Raw genomic sequence first — 15,934 nt, 5'->3', positions numbered from 1 at the left:
CCGCGAGATCTACCGCGCTCTCACCAGCACACCAACCGAACCAATCACGCAAACCGACCTCGCTCCTGCGGCTTGACATCCATAGGAGCATCCGCCGCGACTTCACGCCCGCCACGTAGGAGTCATCCGCACCCCGCCATGCAAATCTGCGTGGCGGGGTGCATGGCGTCCGGACCGATCATGGCTGTCGCGTTCGGCGACGGTGATCGCCGTCCCTCCCCTGCGAGAGAGGCACGCATGAAGGCGATGAAGAAGACGTTGGCCATCGTGCCGTTGGCCCTGGCCATGGTCGTCGGTCTGAATACCCAGGCGGAAGCAGTCGACCTGCGCTGGTCGAGCAAGCCATACGCCGCCGGATTCTCGACCTGGTCCGATCCGCTTGACAAATGCGTCACGGTCAACATCAGCGGGACGATGGAGTATCGCTGGTGGCGCAAACCCAACACTGTTGGACTCAAGGACATATGGGTCGACCGAGTCAGACTGAAGAAGCCTCAGATGGAGATGATCGTCAAGGGCAACTGCCATGCCAATGGCGCACCGCGCAAACTGACCGCCGCGAAGATGTCGCAGCGGTTCTACGACTACAAGTGCAAGACTTCCACGGCCATTACCGTGAGCTACCCCTTCGCCGTCGGTGTCACGCCGAGCCATAAGTGCGGCCGCATAAAGACCGCCAAGCGCTCGTCCAGCTTCTCCAAGAACAGCGCAAAGTACTACCAGTTCAACACGGGGCGCCCTGCCACGTTCAAGCCGGAGGGATTGGACGCCGGCCCCTATCCCGGGCGCAAGAGCATCTGCCTGCGGGCCGACGTGACAGCCACGGCAGTCGTGAACCATTACGACGACTCGTTCGCCAAGTCCCTCAAGGTCTGCGCGAAGGTCTTCAAATAGCAGCCGTACCGGGCCCTGCAGCACTTTAGTACAGGTGCTCGAACTCCCCGTGTTCAGTAGCCTGACGCGACTGAACACGGGGAGTTCGACTCATGAAGTTCTATATTCTGGGAGAATTGCGCACCTATACGGACACAGGTGACCGGGTTGTACTGCCACGCCGCAAGCCGCGTCTTCTGCTCGCCATGCTGCTTCTGCGCAACGGCCGTACCGTTTCCTTCGATGAGCTGACCACCGCGCTGTGGCAGGACGCACCGCCACCGTCGGCGCGAGCCAATCTCCATGCCTATGTCTCGACCTTACGAAACCGGCTGGGTGACGCTCTGCTGACGACGACGCCAAACGGCTACCGACTTGCGGTCGAGGCCGAGGACCTCGACGCGGCTGTCTTTGAGCGGTTCGTCGCCGAGGCCCGCACCGCCGCACGCGCCAGCCGCCCATGGGACGCCATGCGAGGCTTCGCCGCGGCAGCGAACCTGTGGCAGGGCGACATCCTTGAAGCACTCGAGTTGACGGAACCCCTGCGGGACGAGGCAGTCAGGCTGCGGGAACTACGCCTGTCCGCAGAGGACGAATTGATGGACGCGCATCTCGCCACCGGTGACCAAGTCGACATCGTTGCGCAGTTCAAGCGGCTGGTGAGGGCCGAGCCATTCCGAGAACAGCGGTGGGCTCGCCTGATGATGGCCCTGCACAGGTGCGGCCGCACCAGGGAGGCGCTGGAGACCTACCAGGAGCTGCACGGCTTCCTCACCAGTGAACTCGGCGTGGGGCCTGGAGAGGAGTCGCGGGAACTGCACGGCCGGTTCCTTGCGGAAGCCGGGGTGGAAACGGGTACGGGGACCGGAGCACGTGCCGCAACAGGCTGGAGTGCGACACCCCCGCAGCACCCGTGGCACGGCGTGCGGCCGTACATCACCGTCGTGGGCCGGGAGAGGGAACATGCCGAGCTCGCCGACCTCACGCTGCGCGGCGGACTTGTGACCGTCACGGGTCCCGGCGGATGCGGCAAGTCGGCGCTCGCCCTGGCCACCGCCCGGGCACTGGGCGCCCACTTCACGAACGGGGTCTCCGTCATAGGCCCTGTCGGCGTCGGGAACACCTCTCTCGACGCACCGGCCGACCACGACATCGGAGGGCAAACCCTTTTCGTCCTGGACGGCTGCGAGCGCCTGCCAGACTCGGCCATACTGGCGCGAAGGCTGCTCTCCCAGCCGGGCAGCGCCGTGCTGGCGACCTCGCGGACTCCGCTGCGGATCAGCGAAGAGGTGACCTGGCCGCTGGGCCCGCTGCCTACGCCGGTTGCGGACGAGGAGACACCCGCCACCTGTCTGTTCATGCAACGGGCCGCACAGGCGACGCCAGGCTTCCGCGTAAGCGCCGGACAGCGGACACTGGTCGCGGAGATCTGCCGACATCTCGACGGACTACCCCTGGCCATCGAACTGGCGGCGGCCCGGCTGCGGGTGCTCTCCCTCCGCGAACTGGCCGAGCGGCTGGACACGGGTCTGCACTGTCTGTTGGATCCCACCTTTGACATATCGCCACAGCACAAGACCCTCACCTCTGTCTTCGCCTGGGCATATGACCGCCTCAGCGCGCAGGAGAAGCAGCTGCTGCGTCAGCTCGCCGAGCGGGAAGGGGAGTTTGCTCTGGCGGACGTAGAGGCGGCGGCCGAGCCCCACCTCTGCGCCGCCGACACTCTCCAAGTGCTGGCGGCACTCGTCGATCAGTCGTTCGTCCAGTCACAAAGCACACCGCGTGGCCGCAGATTTCGGCTACTGACGCCGGTACGGGCCTTCGTCTCGCAGATGGTTGCAGGGGAGCACGCGTTGGAGGATACGAGATAACGGCCATGCGGTCGCCCTCAAATCGCCCTGCTGAAGGACTACTTGAGGGCCAGCAGCAGCGTGTCGGAGGGCGAGCACCAGACGGGGCGGGCCTCCGCGAAGCCCTTCTCCCGCAGAACGCGCGCGTGCCACGCCGGGGACGGCATGTCGCCGTCCGCGTGCTCGCCGTAGATCTCGAAACGGCGGGCCGTCGGCGCGGCGAGAACCGGGTCCTGGGCGGCGAGCTGCCACCATTCGGCCCAGTCGACGACACCGTGCGCCTTGGCTTGTTCCATACCGGCGTGGCGGTGCGCGCGCTCCGCCGCGTTGATCCGGGGCGTGGTCTCGTCGATCATGTGGTCCGCGTTCATGAAGACACCGCCGTCGCGGACGAGCTCCGCGACCTGACCGTAGAGGGCGGCGAGGGGTTCGCTGTGCAGCCAGTGCAGGGCTGTGGCCGTCAGCACGGCGTCGTACGAGTCGTACGGGAGCTGGGTGGGCCAGTCGGGGTCGGTGAGGTCGGCGGTGACGAAGGTGACGCGGCGGTCGCCCTCGAAGGTGCCCTCGGCGATGGTGAGCAGCGCGGGGTCGAGGTCGACGCCGGTGCTGAGGGCCTTCGGGAACCGCGCGAACAGCCTGGACGTGATGGATCCCGTACCGCAGGCGAGGTCGAGGACGCGGGGCTCGGGGCCGACGAGTGCCTCGACCATGTCGAGCATCACCCGGAACCGTTCCTCGCGGTCCGGCATGTACCACTCCTGCTGCCGGTCCCAGCTGCGCTGCCAGGCCTGCCAGTCGGTGCCGAACGAGGTTCCGCTGCCGGTGCCGGTGGTCGTCGTCATGGGAGCCCCTTCTCGCGGTACACCGTAATACCCTGAAAGCACGATCAGCTGTTACCTGACCCGCACCACGACGATAGAGCGCCCCCGTAAGGACTACAAGTGGAACTGGCCTATTACTCGGATTACGCCGTGCGCCTCGTGAACAGCGAGGAACCGCTCCGGGGCAAGGACACGCTCACCTCGGTGGAGGCCGTCCGCGACCTCTTCGGGGGCAACCAGTCGGCGGCCCGGCGGGCGACGGACGCCGATGTCACCCGGTTCCGGTCGGTGCGGACACGGCTGCGCTCGGTCTTCGAGGCGGCGGACGGCGGCGACGAGACGCTCGCCGTGGACCTGCTGAACTCGCTGCTGCTGGAGTTCCCCGTGAGCCCGCAGATCTCCGGCCACGACTTCCGGGACGACGACGGCCGCCCGCTGTGGCACATGCACCTGGCCGATCACCCCTCCAACGCGACGGCCGGCTACGCCGCCATCGCCGCGATGGGGCTCGCCTTCCATCTGACCGAGTACGGCGTGGACCGGCTCGGGCTGTGCGAGGCCGCGCCGTGCCGCAACGCCTACCTCGACACCTCCACCAACCGCTCCCGGCGCTACTGCTCCGACCGCTGCGCGACCCGTGCCAACGTGGCGGCCTACCGCGCCCGCAAACGCCTGGAGGCGGACCGGTCGCAGAACACCGGCCGGGCCGCCGAGAACACCCAGCGGGCCACGGCGAACGGCGAGCGCTGACCGTCCGGCCGGGGCCGGTAGCGGAACCGGACCTTGCCGAGCACGAGCTCGTCGGGGACCGTCCCGTAGTCCGTGCTGTCCCCGCCGGCGTACGCGTTGTCCCCGAGCACCCACCAGCCCCCGTCCCTCCGCTCGGCCACGCGCTTGACGACGAGCAGGTCCTGCTGGAAGGGATGCCGCAGCACGACCACGTCACCGATCCTCAGCCGCGCCCCGTAGTGGACGAGCAACCGGTCCCCGTGGTGCAGCGTCGGCACCATCGACGGTCCCGTCACCTCGGCCACCCCCAAGGGCAGAACGGCACTCGCCCGCTCGCTCTCCTGCGCCGGCTCCGGCATCCCGCGGCACCTCCCCGGTCCGATCCTCCACCAGTCCCAGTCTGACCCCGGACTTTTGTCCTAAGCCCATGGGGGCACTCGAGAAAACCTCTCACGCAGGGAGTAATGTCCCACCTGAGAAGACGATCACGAGGAAGGAACGCTCCATGCTTTCCCGCCTGTTTGCCCCCAAGGTCAAGGTCAGCGCGCACTGCGACCTGCCCTGCGGCGTGTACGACCCGGCCCAGGCCCGCATCGAGGCGGAGTCGGTGAAGGCCGTGCAGGAGAAGATGGCCGCCAACGACGACCCGCACTTCCAGGCTCGCGCGACCGTCATCAAGGAGCAGCGCGCCGAGCTTGCCAAGCACCACGTGTCGGTCCTGTGGAGCGACTACTTCAAGCCCCCGCACTTCGAGAAGTACCCGGAGCTGCACCAGCTGGTCAACGACGCCCTGAAGGCCCTCTCGGCCGCCAAGGCCTCCACCGACCCGGCGACGGGCCAGAAGGCGCTCGACTACATCGCCCAGATCGACAAGATCTTCTGGGAGACCAAGAAGGCCTGATCGCCCGATCCCGCCTTCCGGCCCTGCGACCTCCTCGGTCGCCTGGTCATCCCGTCCGCACCCGGTCCGCAGGCCGCCGAGCACGGCGTCCATGACGGTCCGGGTGCGGTCGTGTTCGGGGGAGGCCGCAGCCCCGACTCCGGTCGGGTGGGGCACCGTTCGGACCGCGGTCGTCCGGTGTCCGTGACCCTTCAGACCGTGCTCCGGGTGTCCGTCACCGTTCCGCGGGCCAGGACCTCGCTCACCGAGATCGTCCCGGGCACGGCGATCCCCAGGCTCAACGGGTCGCCCAGCACCGCCTCCTCGCCGCCGACCGGGCAGCCGGTCGCCGGGTCGACGAGCAGCGAGTCCCGGAAGACAGCCTTCCTGTGCCCGCCCTCCTGGGTGATCGCGAGTGCCTGCCGGCCGTGCCAGGTGGTGGTCGTCGACACCTTCACATCGGTCCGCCTCGCGAGGACCTGGAGCGCCGCCGCCCGCAGCGCGGGCTCGGCCGTACCGCCCGAGGCCCGTCCGGCCTCGTCCAGCATGGCGGAGACGCCCCAGATCAGCCTCCCTCCCTCCCAGTTGACCTTCCTCAGCTGGGTGAGCAGCCGGTCGGGGTCCGTCGAGAAGGGGAGCAGCGCCTGCCATGCGGAGTCCGGCGCGAAGTACCCGCGGCCGTGCCGCTCGTCCCGGACGCCCCCGCCCTCGACCAGCCCCGCCGCACGGGCGTCGCGTTCCTGGTCCGGGTTCGGGAAGTACGGCGCGCCGTACGCCCTCCGCTCCCGGCCCGCCCCGTCGGACGTCCTGATCCACTGCTGGGTGACCGTCGGCACCGCGGCGTTGGCGACTCCGCCGGGCACGTCACCCGCGGTGTTGAGCCACCACTCCCATCGCTTGACGTAGAGGTACGGGCCCCGCACGGTGTCCGGCGCGAGCCCGCTCACCTTCTCGGCCAACTCGGCCAGCACGTCGTGCGACGAGGTCCCCGGGATGGCCCGCAGGGTCAGCACGGGCGGCGTCACCATGGCCTGTGCCTCCCCGCCCGCCCCGAGCAACCGGCCCAGCTCACCGGAGGCGGCGACCGCGGTAGCCGCGGCCACGACACCGCCGGCCAGCAGGACCCGCCTGCGGGACATGCCCGTTCGGGCCGGGGGCGCCGGCGCGGCCTCGGTGGCCAGGAGCGCCGCCAGTTCCCGCTCGGCCCGTGCCGGGAGGGCGTCGTCGCGCCCGAAGCCGGCCTGTGGGTCGGGAGGCATCAGCTCCCGCACCCTCCTGAGATCCCCCTTCACCGCGTCCTCCCGTCCACTGGCTGCCTGTCCTCCGGAAGCCGGGCCTCGTCCGCGGCCACCGCCGCCTCCAGCAGTCGGCGCGCGCGGTGCAGACGGACCTTGAAGGCCCCGACACCGCACCCCATGACCCTGGCCGCGTCGCGCACGCCCAGCCCGTCCCACGCCACGAGGAGCAGCACCTCCTGCTCCCGCGCGGGGAGCCGGTCCAGCACTCCTCGCGCCCCGAGTCGTCGCAGGACCTCTTCCTCGGCCGCCGGTTCGGCCCCGTCCTCGTGGTCGGCGCGGATGCGGTCGTCCAGCCGGTCGGCCCGGTCCCGGGCGCGTACGGCGTTGGCGGCGACGCGGCGTGCGATGCCGTACAGCCAGGGCAGTTCCCCGCCGCGCAGCCCGTGCCGGTTCCGCCAGGCGGCGAGGAACACCTCGGCCGCGGCGTCCTCGGCGGCGGCCGGGGGCAGCCTCCTGCGCAGGAACCTGAGCACGGGTAGGTACGTCCGCCGGTACACCTCCTCGAACCGCCCGGGATCGTCCATCGGTCCGCTCACACCCGCCCTCCCCTGCGCGATGGCCTCACCTTGTCTGTGTCCGGCACCGCGCGAGGGTTACAGCCGGGGGCCGCCCGGTCGGGACGATCAGAGGAGGTCTTCGGTGGTGAAGTGCCGCTGGTACGTCATCCCCTCGTCGGTGCCGCGCAGCACCCAGAACGCGTCCAGGCCGCGTTTCCTGGCGTCCAGGAAGCCGGGGGCGCCGACGATCACGTCCAGGTGCCGGTCGCCGTCGGTGTCGAGGAGCGGGCCGACGACGGTGATGCGGTTGCGGGTCGGCCCCCGGCCGGCGGCGGGGGTGTCGCTTCCCGGGATCCCGGGCGTGTCGAGGGTCACCGCCCGGACCGCGTCGGCGGTGGCCGTCCGGAGACCGGGGACCAGCCAGACGACGCCGTTGCTGTCGTTGGCGCCGGTCGCCGAGGTGACCAGATCGGCGCTGCCGTCCCCGGTGACGTCGCCGAGGGCGGTGCCGCCCGTGCCTCCGTACTGCGGGGCGTCCCTCAGGCCCGGCGGGGAGCCCGTGACCATGCCGCCCCGCTCGCCGCTCTCGGGTCCGGAGCGGGTGCTGAGCCGGTATCCGGCGGTCAGTTGCCTCCGGGAGGCGAGGAAGCTCGCCGAGTACAGGTCGTCGATGCCGTCGCCGTTCACGTCCCCCGGCTGCCCCTCCAGGCCGAGGTCCGGCCGCTCGCGGCGCTCGGCGAGCTTCAGCCCTTCCGGACCGCCGCGCAGATACTGCAGCCCGCTGACCGTCACCTCGCCGTCGCCCTCACTGTCCGGATCGGTCCAGTGGAACCGGAGCGCGAGATCGGTGGCCCGGTCACCGTCGAAGTCGCCGGCCAGGGAGCGCGCCGGAATCGAGTCCGGCGGGCGGCCGTTGCCGAGCTTCTGGACGCGGGCGGGTGCGCCTCCGCGCCGGACGGGGCCGTACCAGACGATTCCCTCGGGGCCCTCGGTGCCGCCGGGGAGGAACAGGTCGGCGTTGCCGTCCCCGTCGAAGTCGCCGGTGGCCGTGGGGCTGGTCGCCGTCCCGGTGAGCGGCCGCGGGTCGGCCACACCGCGCGGCCCGCCCCACAGCACGGTGGGTCCGCCGCTCTGCGGGGCGCGCACGAGATCGGTGTAGCCGTCGTGGTCGAGGTCGGTACGCAGGAGCCGTGTCTGCTCGGGCTCGGTGCCGGCGCGGGCCCCGACCCCAGGGACCACGGTGCGTCGGCGCGGATCCAGTCCCCTCGCCGAGCCGTAGACCACCACCAGGCCTCCGCCCGAGACCACGGCGGCGAAGTCGTCGTGGCCGTCGCCGTTGAGATCCTCCGGCCTGGGGTGCTGGGAGGGCTGTCCGGCGGTTGGCCGCTCGCCCCGGAGGGCGCCCTGGGACCGCTGCTGCTCCGCGCGGCTCTCACCGGCGGCCGGAGGCCGCTCCTCTCCGTCGGCGCCCGCGGTCGGACGCTGGGCTGAGCCGCAGCCCGCCAGCAGTACGGCGGCCAGTACGGCGGCCAGTGCGGCGGCGGCCAGTCCCCGTGGACGTCCGCCCCACCCGGCCGCCGCCGACCGCGATCCCCGCCGCGGGATCTGTGGTATCCGCGTCAGCCGCTCCACGGGACCTCGCACGTTCACATCGACAACACCCACCGGGACACACACTGGACTGCCGGCGGACCGGAAAGGTTGCCGCCGGGGGCGGGGCCGGCCGGCCCCGCGTGGGTTGACGCGCCGAGGAAGGCGGGGGGCCCGCGCCCGGCCAAGCCGACCGTCGACCTCGCGCCTGCGTCACCACCGTCGGGGCAACATGCCGTCAGGCCCGGCTCACCCCGCCGTCGGGGCAACATGCCGTCAGGCCCGGATCACCCCGCCGTCGGGGCACCAGCTCCACTGACCGCCGGCCCCGGGTCGACGTGCCACCGCCCCCCGCAACCAGCCGTCAGGCTCAGCTCAGCCGGCCGCCCGCCCCGGCTCAACCGATCGACGGCCCCAGCCCCACCCGCCCCAGGACCCGGCTCAGCCGGCCTCCGGCCCCGGCCAGACGGCCGACGCGTCGTCGCGGTTCGGGTCGGGGAGGCGGACGGGGCGGGTCGGGATCGGGCGGGTGACGCCGTCGCGGGTCGCCGTCCAGGGGGCGGGATGGCCCGAGTAGCACAGGGTCGTCAGGGCGAAGACCCCGTCGGCGTACACCTCCACGTACTCGCCGACGGCCAGGACGCGCAGCTCGGCCGGGGGCTCGGACAGCACCGCCTCGCCCAGGGGGGTGCCGTCGGGGCCCGTGGCCCGTAGGTACTTGCCGTCGCAGCCGAGGGTGAGGACCGGGCGGGCGGAGCCGGGCGCGTCCGTGCGCAGGGTGATCTCCACCGGGCGGCCGGAGACGGCGATGTCGCCGACCGCGTGCAGGACGGGTCCGTCCGTCTCCGCGCCCAGCCAGCGGTCCAGGCCCGGCCACCACTCCAGGCGGGGTGCCGCATCCTCCGGGACGACCAGGGACTTGGGCTGGGCGAGCATGCCCCGGCAGCGGTCGCCGGTGTCGGTGAGGCCGACGCGGCGGGGCGTGGTGTGGAGGACCACGCGGGTGCCGTCGGGGGCGGGGACGACACGGGGCGCGTAGGCACCGGTCGGGCCGAGGGGGCCGCGGCGGGTCCAGGGTCCGCGAAGGGTGGGCGCCGTCCAGGACTCGAAGCCCCGGGTCGCGCCGATGGAGCCGAGGAGCAGCCAGCTGCCGTCGTCGAGGCGTTCCAGGACCGGGCATTCGAGTTCGTCGACGTCGCCGGGGGAGAGCAGCGGCGGGTGGACGGTCCAGTGCTCCAGGTCGGGCGAGGTGGCGAGGGCCACGCAGCCGCTGACCTCCACCGGGAGCGAGGCGTCGCTCGCGCAGATCACCATCGCCCAGCCGTCGCCCTCGTCGTCCCGCACCACGAACGGGTCCCGCCAGCCCATGTGGTCGGCCGTGCGGTACCAGCGGGGGTCGGCCTCGACGACGGGTGCCGTGCCGTGGCGTCGCCAGCCGGTGCCGTCCGTGCGGTCGGAGTACGCGAGGCCGACGGACTGCAACGGCCAGCCCTCGGGGGTCAGTCCGCTCACGCCCGTGTAGAACATCGCCATCCCGGAGCCGTGCCGGAGCGGGTGCATCGTCCACACCGCCTGCTGGTCGAAGCGGCCCGGAAGCCCGTTGCCGAAGGCGGTGCCCTGCGGCCGCCAGTCGACCAGGTCGGTCGAGGTGGCCCTGCCGTAGGAGGTCTCCATCCTCAGGTGGTCGAACTCCGTGGTCCACGGCCCCTGGAGGTGCAGCACCGCATAGGTGCCGTCGTCGTCGCGCAGCAGGGCGAAGTCGTTCACGCAGAGGCCGGGCGGGGCGTATCGCATGCAAAGTTCCTGTCGACTCGCAGCGCCCAAACGCGTGCGCTGACCATGGACCCTTTAGATCTCGCTTCAGAATCGGCCCAAGTAAAACTGAACGCAAACGCTTGCGCAACAACGAGGTCGGGTTTACGGTCACGTCACCCACAGCTCACACCGCCGTGAAGACGTGCAACCGACGGGAGAAGTCCGCCGTGACCGTCAGCATCACCGATGTCGCCCGCGCCGCCGGGGTCTCGGCGTCCACCGTGTCCCGCGCCCTGCGCGGCCGGCCGGGCGTGTCGGACGAGGTCCGCGCCCAGATCGCGGCCGTCGCCGCGCAGCTCGGCTACACGGCCTCCCGCTCGGCGTCCAGCCTGGCCAGCGGGCGGACCTACACCATCGGGGTCGTCGCCCCGTACATCGGCCGGTGGTTCTTCGGCACGGTCCTCGACGCGGCGGAGCAGGTGTTCAGCGCCGCCGGGTACGACGTGCTGCTCTACAACCTCGGGTCGGCGGAGGCACGCAAGCGCTTCTTCACCAAGATGCCGGTCCGCAAGCGCGTGGACGCGGTGCTGTCGCTGCTGATACCCGACGAGGAGGAGTCTGCCGCGCTGCGTTCGCTCGGCGTGCCGCTGGCCTCCACGGTGGGCGGTGCGCGCCCCGGCTTCACGGTGGTCGGCATCGACGACCGGGCGGGCGCGGAGAGTGCCGTACGGCATCTGGTGAACCTCGGCCACCGCCGGATCGGCATGATCTCCGGGGCGAGCGGGCCCCTGCACTGGACCACTCCCGTCGACCGTCGCGCCGCCTATCTGCACGTCCTCGCCGAGGCCGGGATCGAGCACGACCCGGCGCTGGAGGCGGACGGCGACTACACCGTGGAGGGCGGCGAGCGGGCGATGACGGAGCTGCTGGCCGCCTCCCGTCCGCCGACCGCGGTGTTCGCGCAGTCCGACGAGATGGCGATGGGCGCGTTGCGCGCGCTGCGGCGGCATCGGCTCCGGGTGCCGGACGACGTGTCGGTCGTCGGCTTCGACGACCACGAACTCGCCGACGTGGTCGGGCTGACCACCGTCGCCCAACCGGTCGCCGGGCAGGGCGCGGAGGCCGCGCGGCTGCTGCTGCGGCAGCTCGACGAGCCCGACGCCGTCCCTGAGGGCCGGGTGGAGATGCCCATCCGCCTCGTCCTGCGCGAGACCACGGCACCGCCGCGCCCTCGGGGACCGCAGTGACCCCCGACAAGCCCCACACCCCCACTTCCCCCTTCCAGAACCCACCCCCGCACCCCGCACCCTCGTCCCGCACGGAGGCACAGTCCATGAGTTCCATCAACCGCTCGACCAGCAGAAGGTTCCGCCGCACCGCCTCCACGGGCCTGGCGCTCGTCCTTCCCCTGGCGGCGCTGGCCGCCTGCGGCGGGGGCGGCGGATCCGACACCTCCGCCGAGGCCGGCAGTGGTGAGGGCACCATCAGCGTCTGGGCCCACCAGGGCCAGAAGAGCGAGGCCGCCGCGCTGCAGAACGCGGTGAAGTCCTTCAACTCCTCGCAGGACAAGGTCAAGGTCGAGCTGAAGCTGATACCCGAGACCGACTACACCAAGACCATCACCGCGACCGACGCGTCGGAGCTGCCGGACGTCCTGGAGTTCGACGGTCCGACCATGGCGAACTTCGTCTTCAACAAGAAGCTCGCCCCGATCGACGACTACGTCTCCGCGAAGACCCTGTCCAACGCCACCGACGCCAGCAAGGCGCAGGGCGAGATAGCGGGCAAGCACTACGGCCTCGGCATGTTCGACTCGGGCCTCGGCATGTACGGCAGCAAGAAGCTGCTGGACGCCGCCGGGGTGAAGTACCCGAAGGGCGTGGACGACGCGTGGACGGCGGACGAGTTCGACGCCGCGCTGAAGGCGCTGAAGGCGAAGGACTCCGACGGCAAGGTCCTCGACATCCAGGAGGGCAACGGCCTCGCCAACGAGTGGGGCACCTACGGATTCGCCCCGATCGTCTGGTCGGCCGGCGGCTCCCTCCTCAAGGACGGCAAGGCGGAGGGCGCCCTCGACACCCCGGCCGTGGTGTCGGCCCTGAAGACCTTCCAGTCCTGGAAGAGCACCGTCGACCCCAACACCGACGGCAACGCCTTCGCCAAGGGCCGTGTCGCCCTCAGCTGGGTCGGCCACTGGATGTACCCCGCCTACAGCGAGGCCCTCGGCGAGGACCTGGTCGTGCTGCCGCTGCCCGACTTCGGCGACGGTCCCAAGACCGGTCAGGGCTCGTGGTCCTGGGGCATCGGGGCCGACAGCAAGAACGCCAAGGCCGCCGGCGCGTTCATGGACTACCTCCTCGACGACGCCAACGTCACCGCGATGACCAAGGCCAACGGCGCGCCCCCGGCCACCAAGTCCGCACTCGCCGCGAGCGAGCTGTACAAGCAGGGCGGCCCGCTCCAGCTCTTCGCCGACCAGCTGGCCAAGCCGTGCGGCGACAGTGACATCAGCAAGTCCTGTGTCGCCGTCACCCGCCCGGTGACCGCCGGATACCCGGTGGTGACGGAGAAGTTCAGCCAGGCCCTGAACTCGGTCTACGGCGGCAGTGACCCGAAGGAAGCCCTGGCCAAGGCCGCCCGCGCCATCGACCGGGACTTCTCGGACAACGCCGGCTACGAGATCCCGTAAGCACGCGCCCTGTCGGACCCATCGACCGGGGCGGGCGCGCCCCTCGCGGCCGCCCGCCCCGCCGGGAAGAGGACCCCGTGAAAACCGTGGAACCCGCGCACACCGCGCCGTCCGGCCGGGACCAGGCGCCACCCATGACACCCGCCCCCGCGAAGCCCGCCCGTCCGTCCCGCCGCAGCCGCGAGTGGCTGCACGGACTGCTGATGTCCGCGCCCGCCGTCGCCGGGCTGATCGCCTTCGTCGGCATCCCCTTCTGCTACGCCGTGGTGCTCTCCTTCTACAACGTGCGCCTCGGCTCCCCGCTGGAGCCCACCTTCTTCGGCGTCGAGCAGTACCGGCGGCTGTTCACCGACCCCGATCTGTCCGGCCCGTTCCTGCGGGCCCTGCTGAACAACCTGACCTTCGCCGTGGTCGTCGTACCGCTCCAGACCGGCCTCGCCCTCGGCCTCGCGATCCTGCTCAACCGCAAGCTGAAGGCGATCGGACTCTTCCGGTCCTTCTTCTTCATGCCGGTCGTCTTCCCGATGGCCCTGGTCGCCGTGATCTGGCGGCTGATCCTCGCCCGCAGCGAGCAGGGCATGCTCAACTCCGCCCTGGACGCCGTGAGTCTCGGCAACTGGGGCGCGTTCGACTGGCTCGGCGACGGACTGACCGCGATGGCCTCGGTCATCGTGCTGTCGGTGTGGCAGGGCGTCGGCTTCCAGATGGTGATCCTGCTCGCCGGGCTCCAGCAGATACCGGACGAGCGCTATGAGGCCGCCCAGCTAGACCGGGCCTCCCGCTGGCAGCAGTTCCGGCACGTCACGCTGCCCGGCATCCGGGGCACCCTCGTGTTCGTCGCGCTGCTCACGTCGGTGCTGTCGTTCCGGGTGTTCGACCAGGTGTACGTCCTGGTCAAGGGCGGGGGGCTCGACGAGGACGCGGCCCGGACGGTGATGTACCAGGCCGTGACCACCGCCTTCGACCAGAACAACATCGGGCAGGCGTCCGCGATCACCGTCGTCTTCTTCCTGATCGTCGTCGTCCTGACCCTGATCCAGCGCCGCATCGTCCGGCCCGACAACGAGGACTGACTCAGCCATGAGTACGAGCACCGCCACCGGTCTCTCCCGCGGGCCCCTGCGCCGTTTCCTCGACTACGCCGTCCTCTCCGTCCTGGCGTTCGTCTTCACGCTGCCCGTCCTGTACCTCCTCCTCGGCAGCCTCAAGCCGTCCGACGAGGTGCTGAACGGCCTGTCCGGCTTCCTCCCGACCCATCTGTCCTTCGACAACTACGCCGCCGTCCTGGACAACCTGAACTCCGACAGCACCGGCTACTTCTGGCAGTTCATGGGCGTCTCGCTGCTGCTGGCCTTCGTGGTGGTCACGGGCGGCCTGTTCGTCAACTCGATGGCGGCGTACGGGCTCTCACGGCTCAGGTGGCGGGGCAGGGAGGCCGTGTTCACCCTGGTCCTGCTGCTGATGCTGGTGCCGTTCGAGTCGGTGGCGGTGCCGCTGTTCTACATGTTCAACGACCAGCGGAACACGCTCTTCATCCAGGCGCTCCCGTTCCTCGCGAACGCCTTCTCGGTCTACCAGTTCCACACGTTCTTCCGCACCATCCCGCCGAGCATCGAGGAGGCCGCCCGGCTGGACGGGGCCGGTCCCTGGCGCACCTTCTTCGCGATCATCGTCCCGATGTCGAAGCCGGCCTTCGCCTCGGTCGCGATCCTGACCTTCCTCACCCAGTGGGGTTCGTTCCTGTGGCCGGTGCTGATGGTCTCCGACCCGTCGGTACGGCCGCTGCCGCTGGAGATGAGCGTCTTCCAGGGCCAGCAGCCGCCGGACTGGGGCCAGATCCTCGCCTTCGGCGTCCTGCTCGTCCTGCCGGTCCTGATCGTCTTCGCCTTCTTCCAGCGATGGTTCGTCCAGGGCGTGGCCAGCTCCGCCGTGAAGGGCTGAGCACCGCGGAACGCCGCCGCGGTCCTCGCGCGCCCGCCCTCTTGTCAGTGGCGGGTGCCATCCTGGAGACATGAACCGGGACGATCTGGTGAGGCTGCGGCGGGCGCGGGACCGCATGGACCGCGAGTACGCGGAACCGCTGGACATCGACGCCCTCGCGCGGACCGCGCTGATGTCCCCGGGCCACTTCCAGCGCAGCTTTCGCGCGGCCTACGGGGAGACGCCGTACGCGTATCTGATGACCCGCCGCATCGAGCGCGCGAAGGCTCTGCTGCGCCGCGGGGACCTCACGGTGACGGAGGTGTGCCTGGCGGTGGGCTGTACGTCCCTCGGTTCGTTCAGCTCCCGCTTCACGGAGCTGATCGGCGAGACCCCGAGCGCCTACCGGTCCCGTCCGCACGAGTCGGGGGCCGCGATCCCGGCCTGTGTGGCGAAGCGGCTGACGAGGCCCTCCCGCCGGCGGATACGTACGGCGGAACCGGACGAGGCGCCCCAAGGGTCGTCCCGTGATCCCCGGTGGATCAGCGCGCCCGCCGGGGACTGCGGGGACACCCCTTAGCGTGGGCACATGGATACGAACAGGGCCCCCGGTACGGACATCAAGCTCTCCCAGTGCTTCCTCGCGGTCGACGACCACGACAAGGCGCTCGCCTTCTACCGTGACGTCCTCGGCATGGAGGTCCGTGGCGATGTCGGCTTCGAGGGCATGCGCTGGGTGACCGTCGGCTCCCCGCTCCAGCCCGATGTCGAGATCGTCCTGGAACCCCCGGGCGCCGACCCCGACATCTCCCCCGCCGACCGCGAGGCCATCGCCCAGCTGCTCGCCAAGGGCGTCCTGCGCGGCGTCAACTTCACCACCGACGACTGCGACGCCCTCTACTCCCGGGTCGAGGCCTCCGGCGCGGACGTCCTCCAGGAGCCCATGGACCAGCCCTACGGCGTGCGCGACTGCGCGTTCCGCGACCCGGCGGGCAACATGCTGCGGTTCATGGAGCCGCGGAAGTAGAGGGA

The 15,934-nt window shown here is 70.8% G+C and carries 16 protein-coding genes; 10 read left to right on the top strand and 6 right to left on the bottom strand.

Going from position 1 to position 15,934, the window contains the following annotated elements; genetic code table 11:
- Positions 1-237 precede the first annotated feature (237 nt).
- Positions 238-894 (top strand): hypothetical protein, encoded by a 657-nt coding sequence (locus AC067N_RS35095; RefSeq protein WP_478682985.1) that lies wholly within the window; start codon positions 238-240, stop codon positions 892-894.
- Positions 895-986: 92 nt separating this feature from the next.
- Positions 987-2,744, top strand: coding sequence for an AfsR/SARP family transcriptional regulator (locus tag AC067N_RS35090; protein ID WP_478682984.1), 1,758 nt, complete (start codon positions 987-989; stop codon positions 2,742-2,744).
- 38 nt (positions 2,745-2,782) lie between these two features.
- Here the strand turns inward: AC067N_RS35090 and AC067N_RS35085 are convergent, their stop codons facing one another.
- Positions 2,783-3,565, bottom strand: a complete 783-nt coding sequence (locus AC067N_RS35085) for a class I SAM-dependent methyltransferase (protein WP_478682983.1) — start codon at positions 3,563-3,565, stop codon at positions 2,783-2,785.
- 99 nt (positions 3,566-3,664) lie between these two features.
- Here AC067N_RS35085 and AC067N_RS35080 point away from each other — a divergent pair, with 99 nt between their 5' ends.
- Positions 3,665-4,294 carry a CGNR zinc finger domain-containing protein gene (locus tag AC067N_RS35080; protein ID WP_478682982.1) on the top strand — a complete coding sequence of 210 codons (630 nt, stop codon included), beginning with the start codon at positions 3,665-3,667 and terminating at the stop codon, positions 4,292-4,294.
- Here the strand turns inward: AC067N_RS35080 and sodX are convergent.
- Positions 4,198-4,632, bottom strand: coding sequence for a nickel-type superoxide dismutase maturation protease (gene sodX, locus AC067N_RS35075; RefSeq protein WP_478682981.1), 435 nt, complete (start codon positions 4,630-4,632; stop codon positions 4,198-4,200). The genes AC067N_RS35080 and sodX overlap by 97 nt on opposite strands.
- A gap of 146 nt (positions 4,633-4,778) precedes the next feature.
- Here sodX and sodN point away from each other — a divergent pair, with 146 nt between their 5' ends.
- The gene (sodN, locus tag AC067N_RS35070) at positions 4,779-5,174 is read left to right on the top strand and encodes a superoxide dismutase, Ni (protein ID WP_020123534.1); all 396 of its coding nucleotides are present in this window, start codon (positions 4,779-4,781) and stop codon (positions 5,172-5,174) included.
- 191 nt (positions 5,175-5,365) lie between these two features.
- On the opposite strand, the gene AC067N_RS35065 is transcribed toward sodN, so the two are convergent.
- From AC067N_RS35065 to AC067N_RS35050, 4 genes are all read right to left on the bottom strand, one after another.
- Positions 5,366-6,412, bottom strand: coding sequence for a hypothetical protein (locus tag AC067N_RS35065; RefSeq protein WP_478682980.1), 1,047 nt, complete (start codon positions 6,410-6,412; stop codon positions 5,366-5,368).
- Positions 6,413-6,441: 29 nt separating this feature from the next.
- Entirely contained in the window at positions 6,442-6,987 is a 546-nt protein-coding gene (locus AC067N_RS35060) for an RNA polymerase sigma factor (RefSeq protein WP_478682979.1), read from the bottom strand.
- Between the two features lie 87 nt (positions 6,988-7,074).
- Positions 7,075-8,598, bottom strand: a complete 1,524-nt coding sequence (locus tag AC067N_RS35055) for an FG-GAP repeat domain-containing protein (RefSeq protein WP_478682978.1) — start codon at positions 8,596-8,598, stop codon at positions 7,075-7,077.
- A gap of 381 nt (positions 8,599-8,979) precedes the next feature.
- Positions 8,980-10,332, bottom strand: coding sequence for a glycoside hydrolase family protein (locus AC067N_RS35050; RefSeq protein WP_478682977.1), 1,353 nt, complete (start codon positions 10,330-10,332; stop codon positions 8,980-8,982).
- A 188-nt stretch (positions 10,333-10,520) separates the two neighbouring features.
- On the opposite strand from AC067N_RS35050, the gene AC067N_RS35045 reads away from it, so the two are divergent.
- The 6 genes from AC067N_RS35045 (at position 10,521) to AC067N_RS35020 (ending at position 15,929) form a co-directional block, all read left to right on the top strand.
- The gene (locus AC067N_RS35045) at positions 10,521-11,540 is read left to right on the top strand and encodes a LacI family DNA-binding transcriptional regulator (RefSeq protein ID WP_478682976.1); all 1,020 of its coding nucleotides are present in this window, start codon (positions 10,521-10,523) and stop codon (positions 11,538-11,540) included.
- An 86-nt stretch (positions 11,541-11,626) separates the two neighbouring features.
- Positions 11,627-12,982 carry an ABC transporter substrate-binding protein gene (locus tag AC067N_RS35040; protein ID WP_478682975.1) on the top strand — a complete coding sequence of 452 codons (1,356 nt, stop codon included), beginning with the start codon at positions 11,627-11,629 and terminating at the stop codon, positions 12,980-12,982.
- A 77-nt stretch (positions 12,983-13,059) separates the two neighbouring features.
- Positions 13,060-14,055: a carbohydrate ABC transporter permease gene (locus AC067N_RS35035; RefSeq protein ID WP_478682974.1), complete on the top strand. Its 996-nt coding sequence runs from the start codon at positions 13,060-13,062 to the stop codon at positions 14,053-14,055.
- Between the two features lie 7 nt (positions 14,056-14,062).
- Positions 14,063-14,923 (top strand): carbohydrate ABC transporter permease, encoded by an 861-nt coding sequence (locus AC067N_RS35030; protein WP_478682973.1) that lies wholly within the window; start codon positions 14,063-14,065, stop codon positions 14,921-14,923.
- Positions 14,924-14,993: 70 nt separating this feature from the next.
- Entirely contained in the window at positions 14,994-15,482 is a 489-nt protein-coding gene (locus AC067N_RS35025; RefSeq protein ID WP_478682972.1) for a helix-turn-helix transcriptional regulator, read from the top strand.
- Positions 15,483-15,491: 9 nt separating this feature from the next.
- Complete coding sequence (locus AC067N_RS35020; protein WP_478682971.1) at positions 15,492-15,929, top strand: VOC family protein; 438 nt, start codon at positions 15,492-15,494, stop codon at positions 15,927-15,929.
- The last annotated feature ends 5 nt before the right edge of the window (positions 15,930-15,934 follow it).

It is taken from the genome of Streptomyces sp. NPDC042364 (genome assembly GCF_056437585.1).
Note: the sequence above shows the minus strand (reverse complement) of the source record. Positions and strands in the feature narration are given on the sequence as shown.

Bases quoted from the DNA above. Each gene is read 5' to 3' on its own strand.
- AC067N_RS35095 (WP_478682985.1), top strand. From the start codon at position 238: ATGAAGGCGATGAAGAAGACGTTGGCCATCGTGCCGTTGGCCCTGGCC.
- AC067N_RS35090 (WP_478682984.1), top strand. From the start codon at position 987: ATGAAGTTCTATATTCTGGGAGAATTGCGCACCTATACGGACACAGGT.
- AC067N_RS35085 (WP_478682983.1), bottom strand. From the start codon at position 3,565: ATGACGACGACCACCGGCACCGGCAGCGGAACCTCGTTCGGCACCGAC.
- sodX (WP_478682981.1), bottom strand. From the start codon at position 4,632: ATGCCGGAGCCGGCGCAGGAGAGCGAGCGGGCGAGTGCCGTTCTGCCC.
- sodN (WP_020123534.1), top strand. From the start codon at position 4,779: ATGCTTTCCCGCCTGTTTGCCCCCAAGGTCAAGGTCAGCGCGCACTGC.
- AC067N_RS35065 (WP_478682980.1), bottom strand. From the start codon at position 6,412: ATGCCTCCCGACCCACAGGCCGGCTTCGGGCGCGACGACGCCCTCCCG.
- AC067N_RS35050 (WP_478682977.1), bottom strand. From the start codon at position 10,332: ATGCGATACGCCCCGCCCGGCCTCTGCGTGAACGACTTCGCCCTGCTG.
- AC067N_RS35040 (WP_478682975.1), top strand. From the start codon at position 11,627: ATGAGTTCCATCAACCGCTCGACCAGCAGAAGGTTCCGCCGCACCGCC.
- AC067N_RS35030 (WP_478682973.1), top strand. From the start codon at position 14,063: ATGAGTACGAGCACCGCCACCGGTCTCTCCCGCGGGCCCCTGCGCCGT.
- AC067N_RS35025 (WP_478682972.1), top strand. From the start codon at position 14,994: ATGAACCGGGACGATCTGGTGAGGCTGCGGCGGGCGCGGGACCGCATG.
- AC067N_RS35020 (WP_478682971.1), top strand. From the start codon at position 15,492: ATGGATACGAACAGGGCCCCCGGTACGGACATCAAGCTCTCCCAGTGC.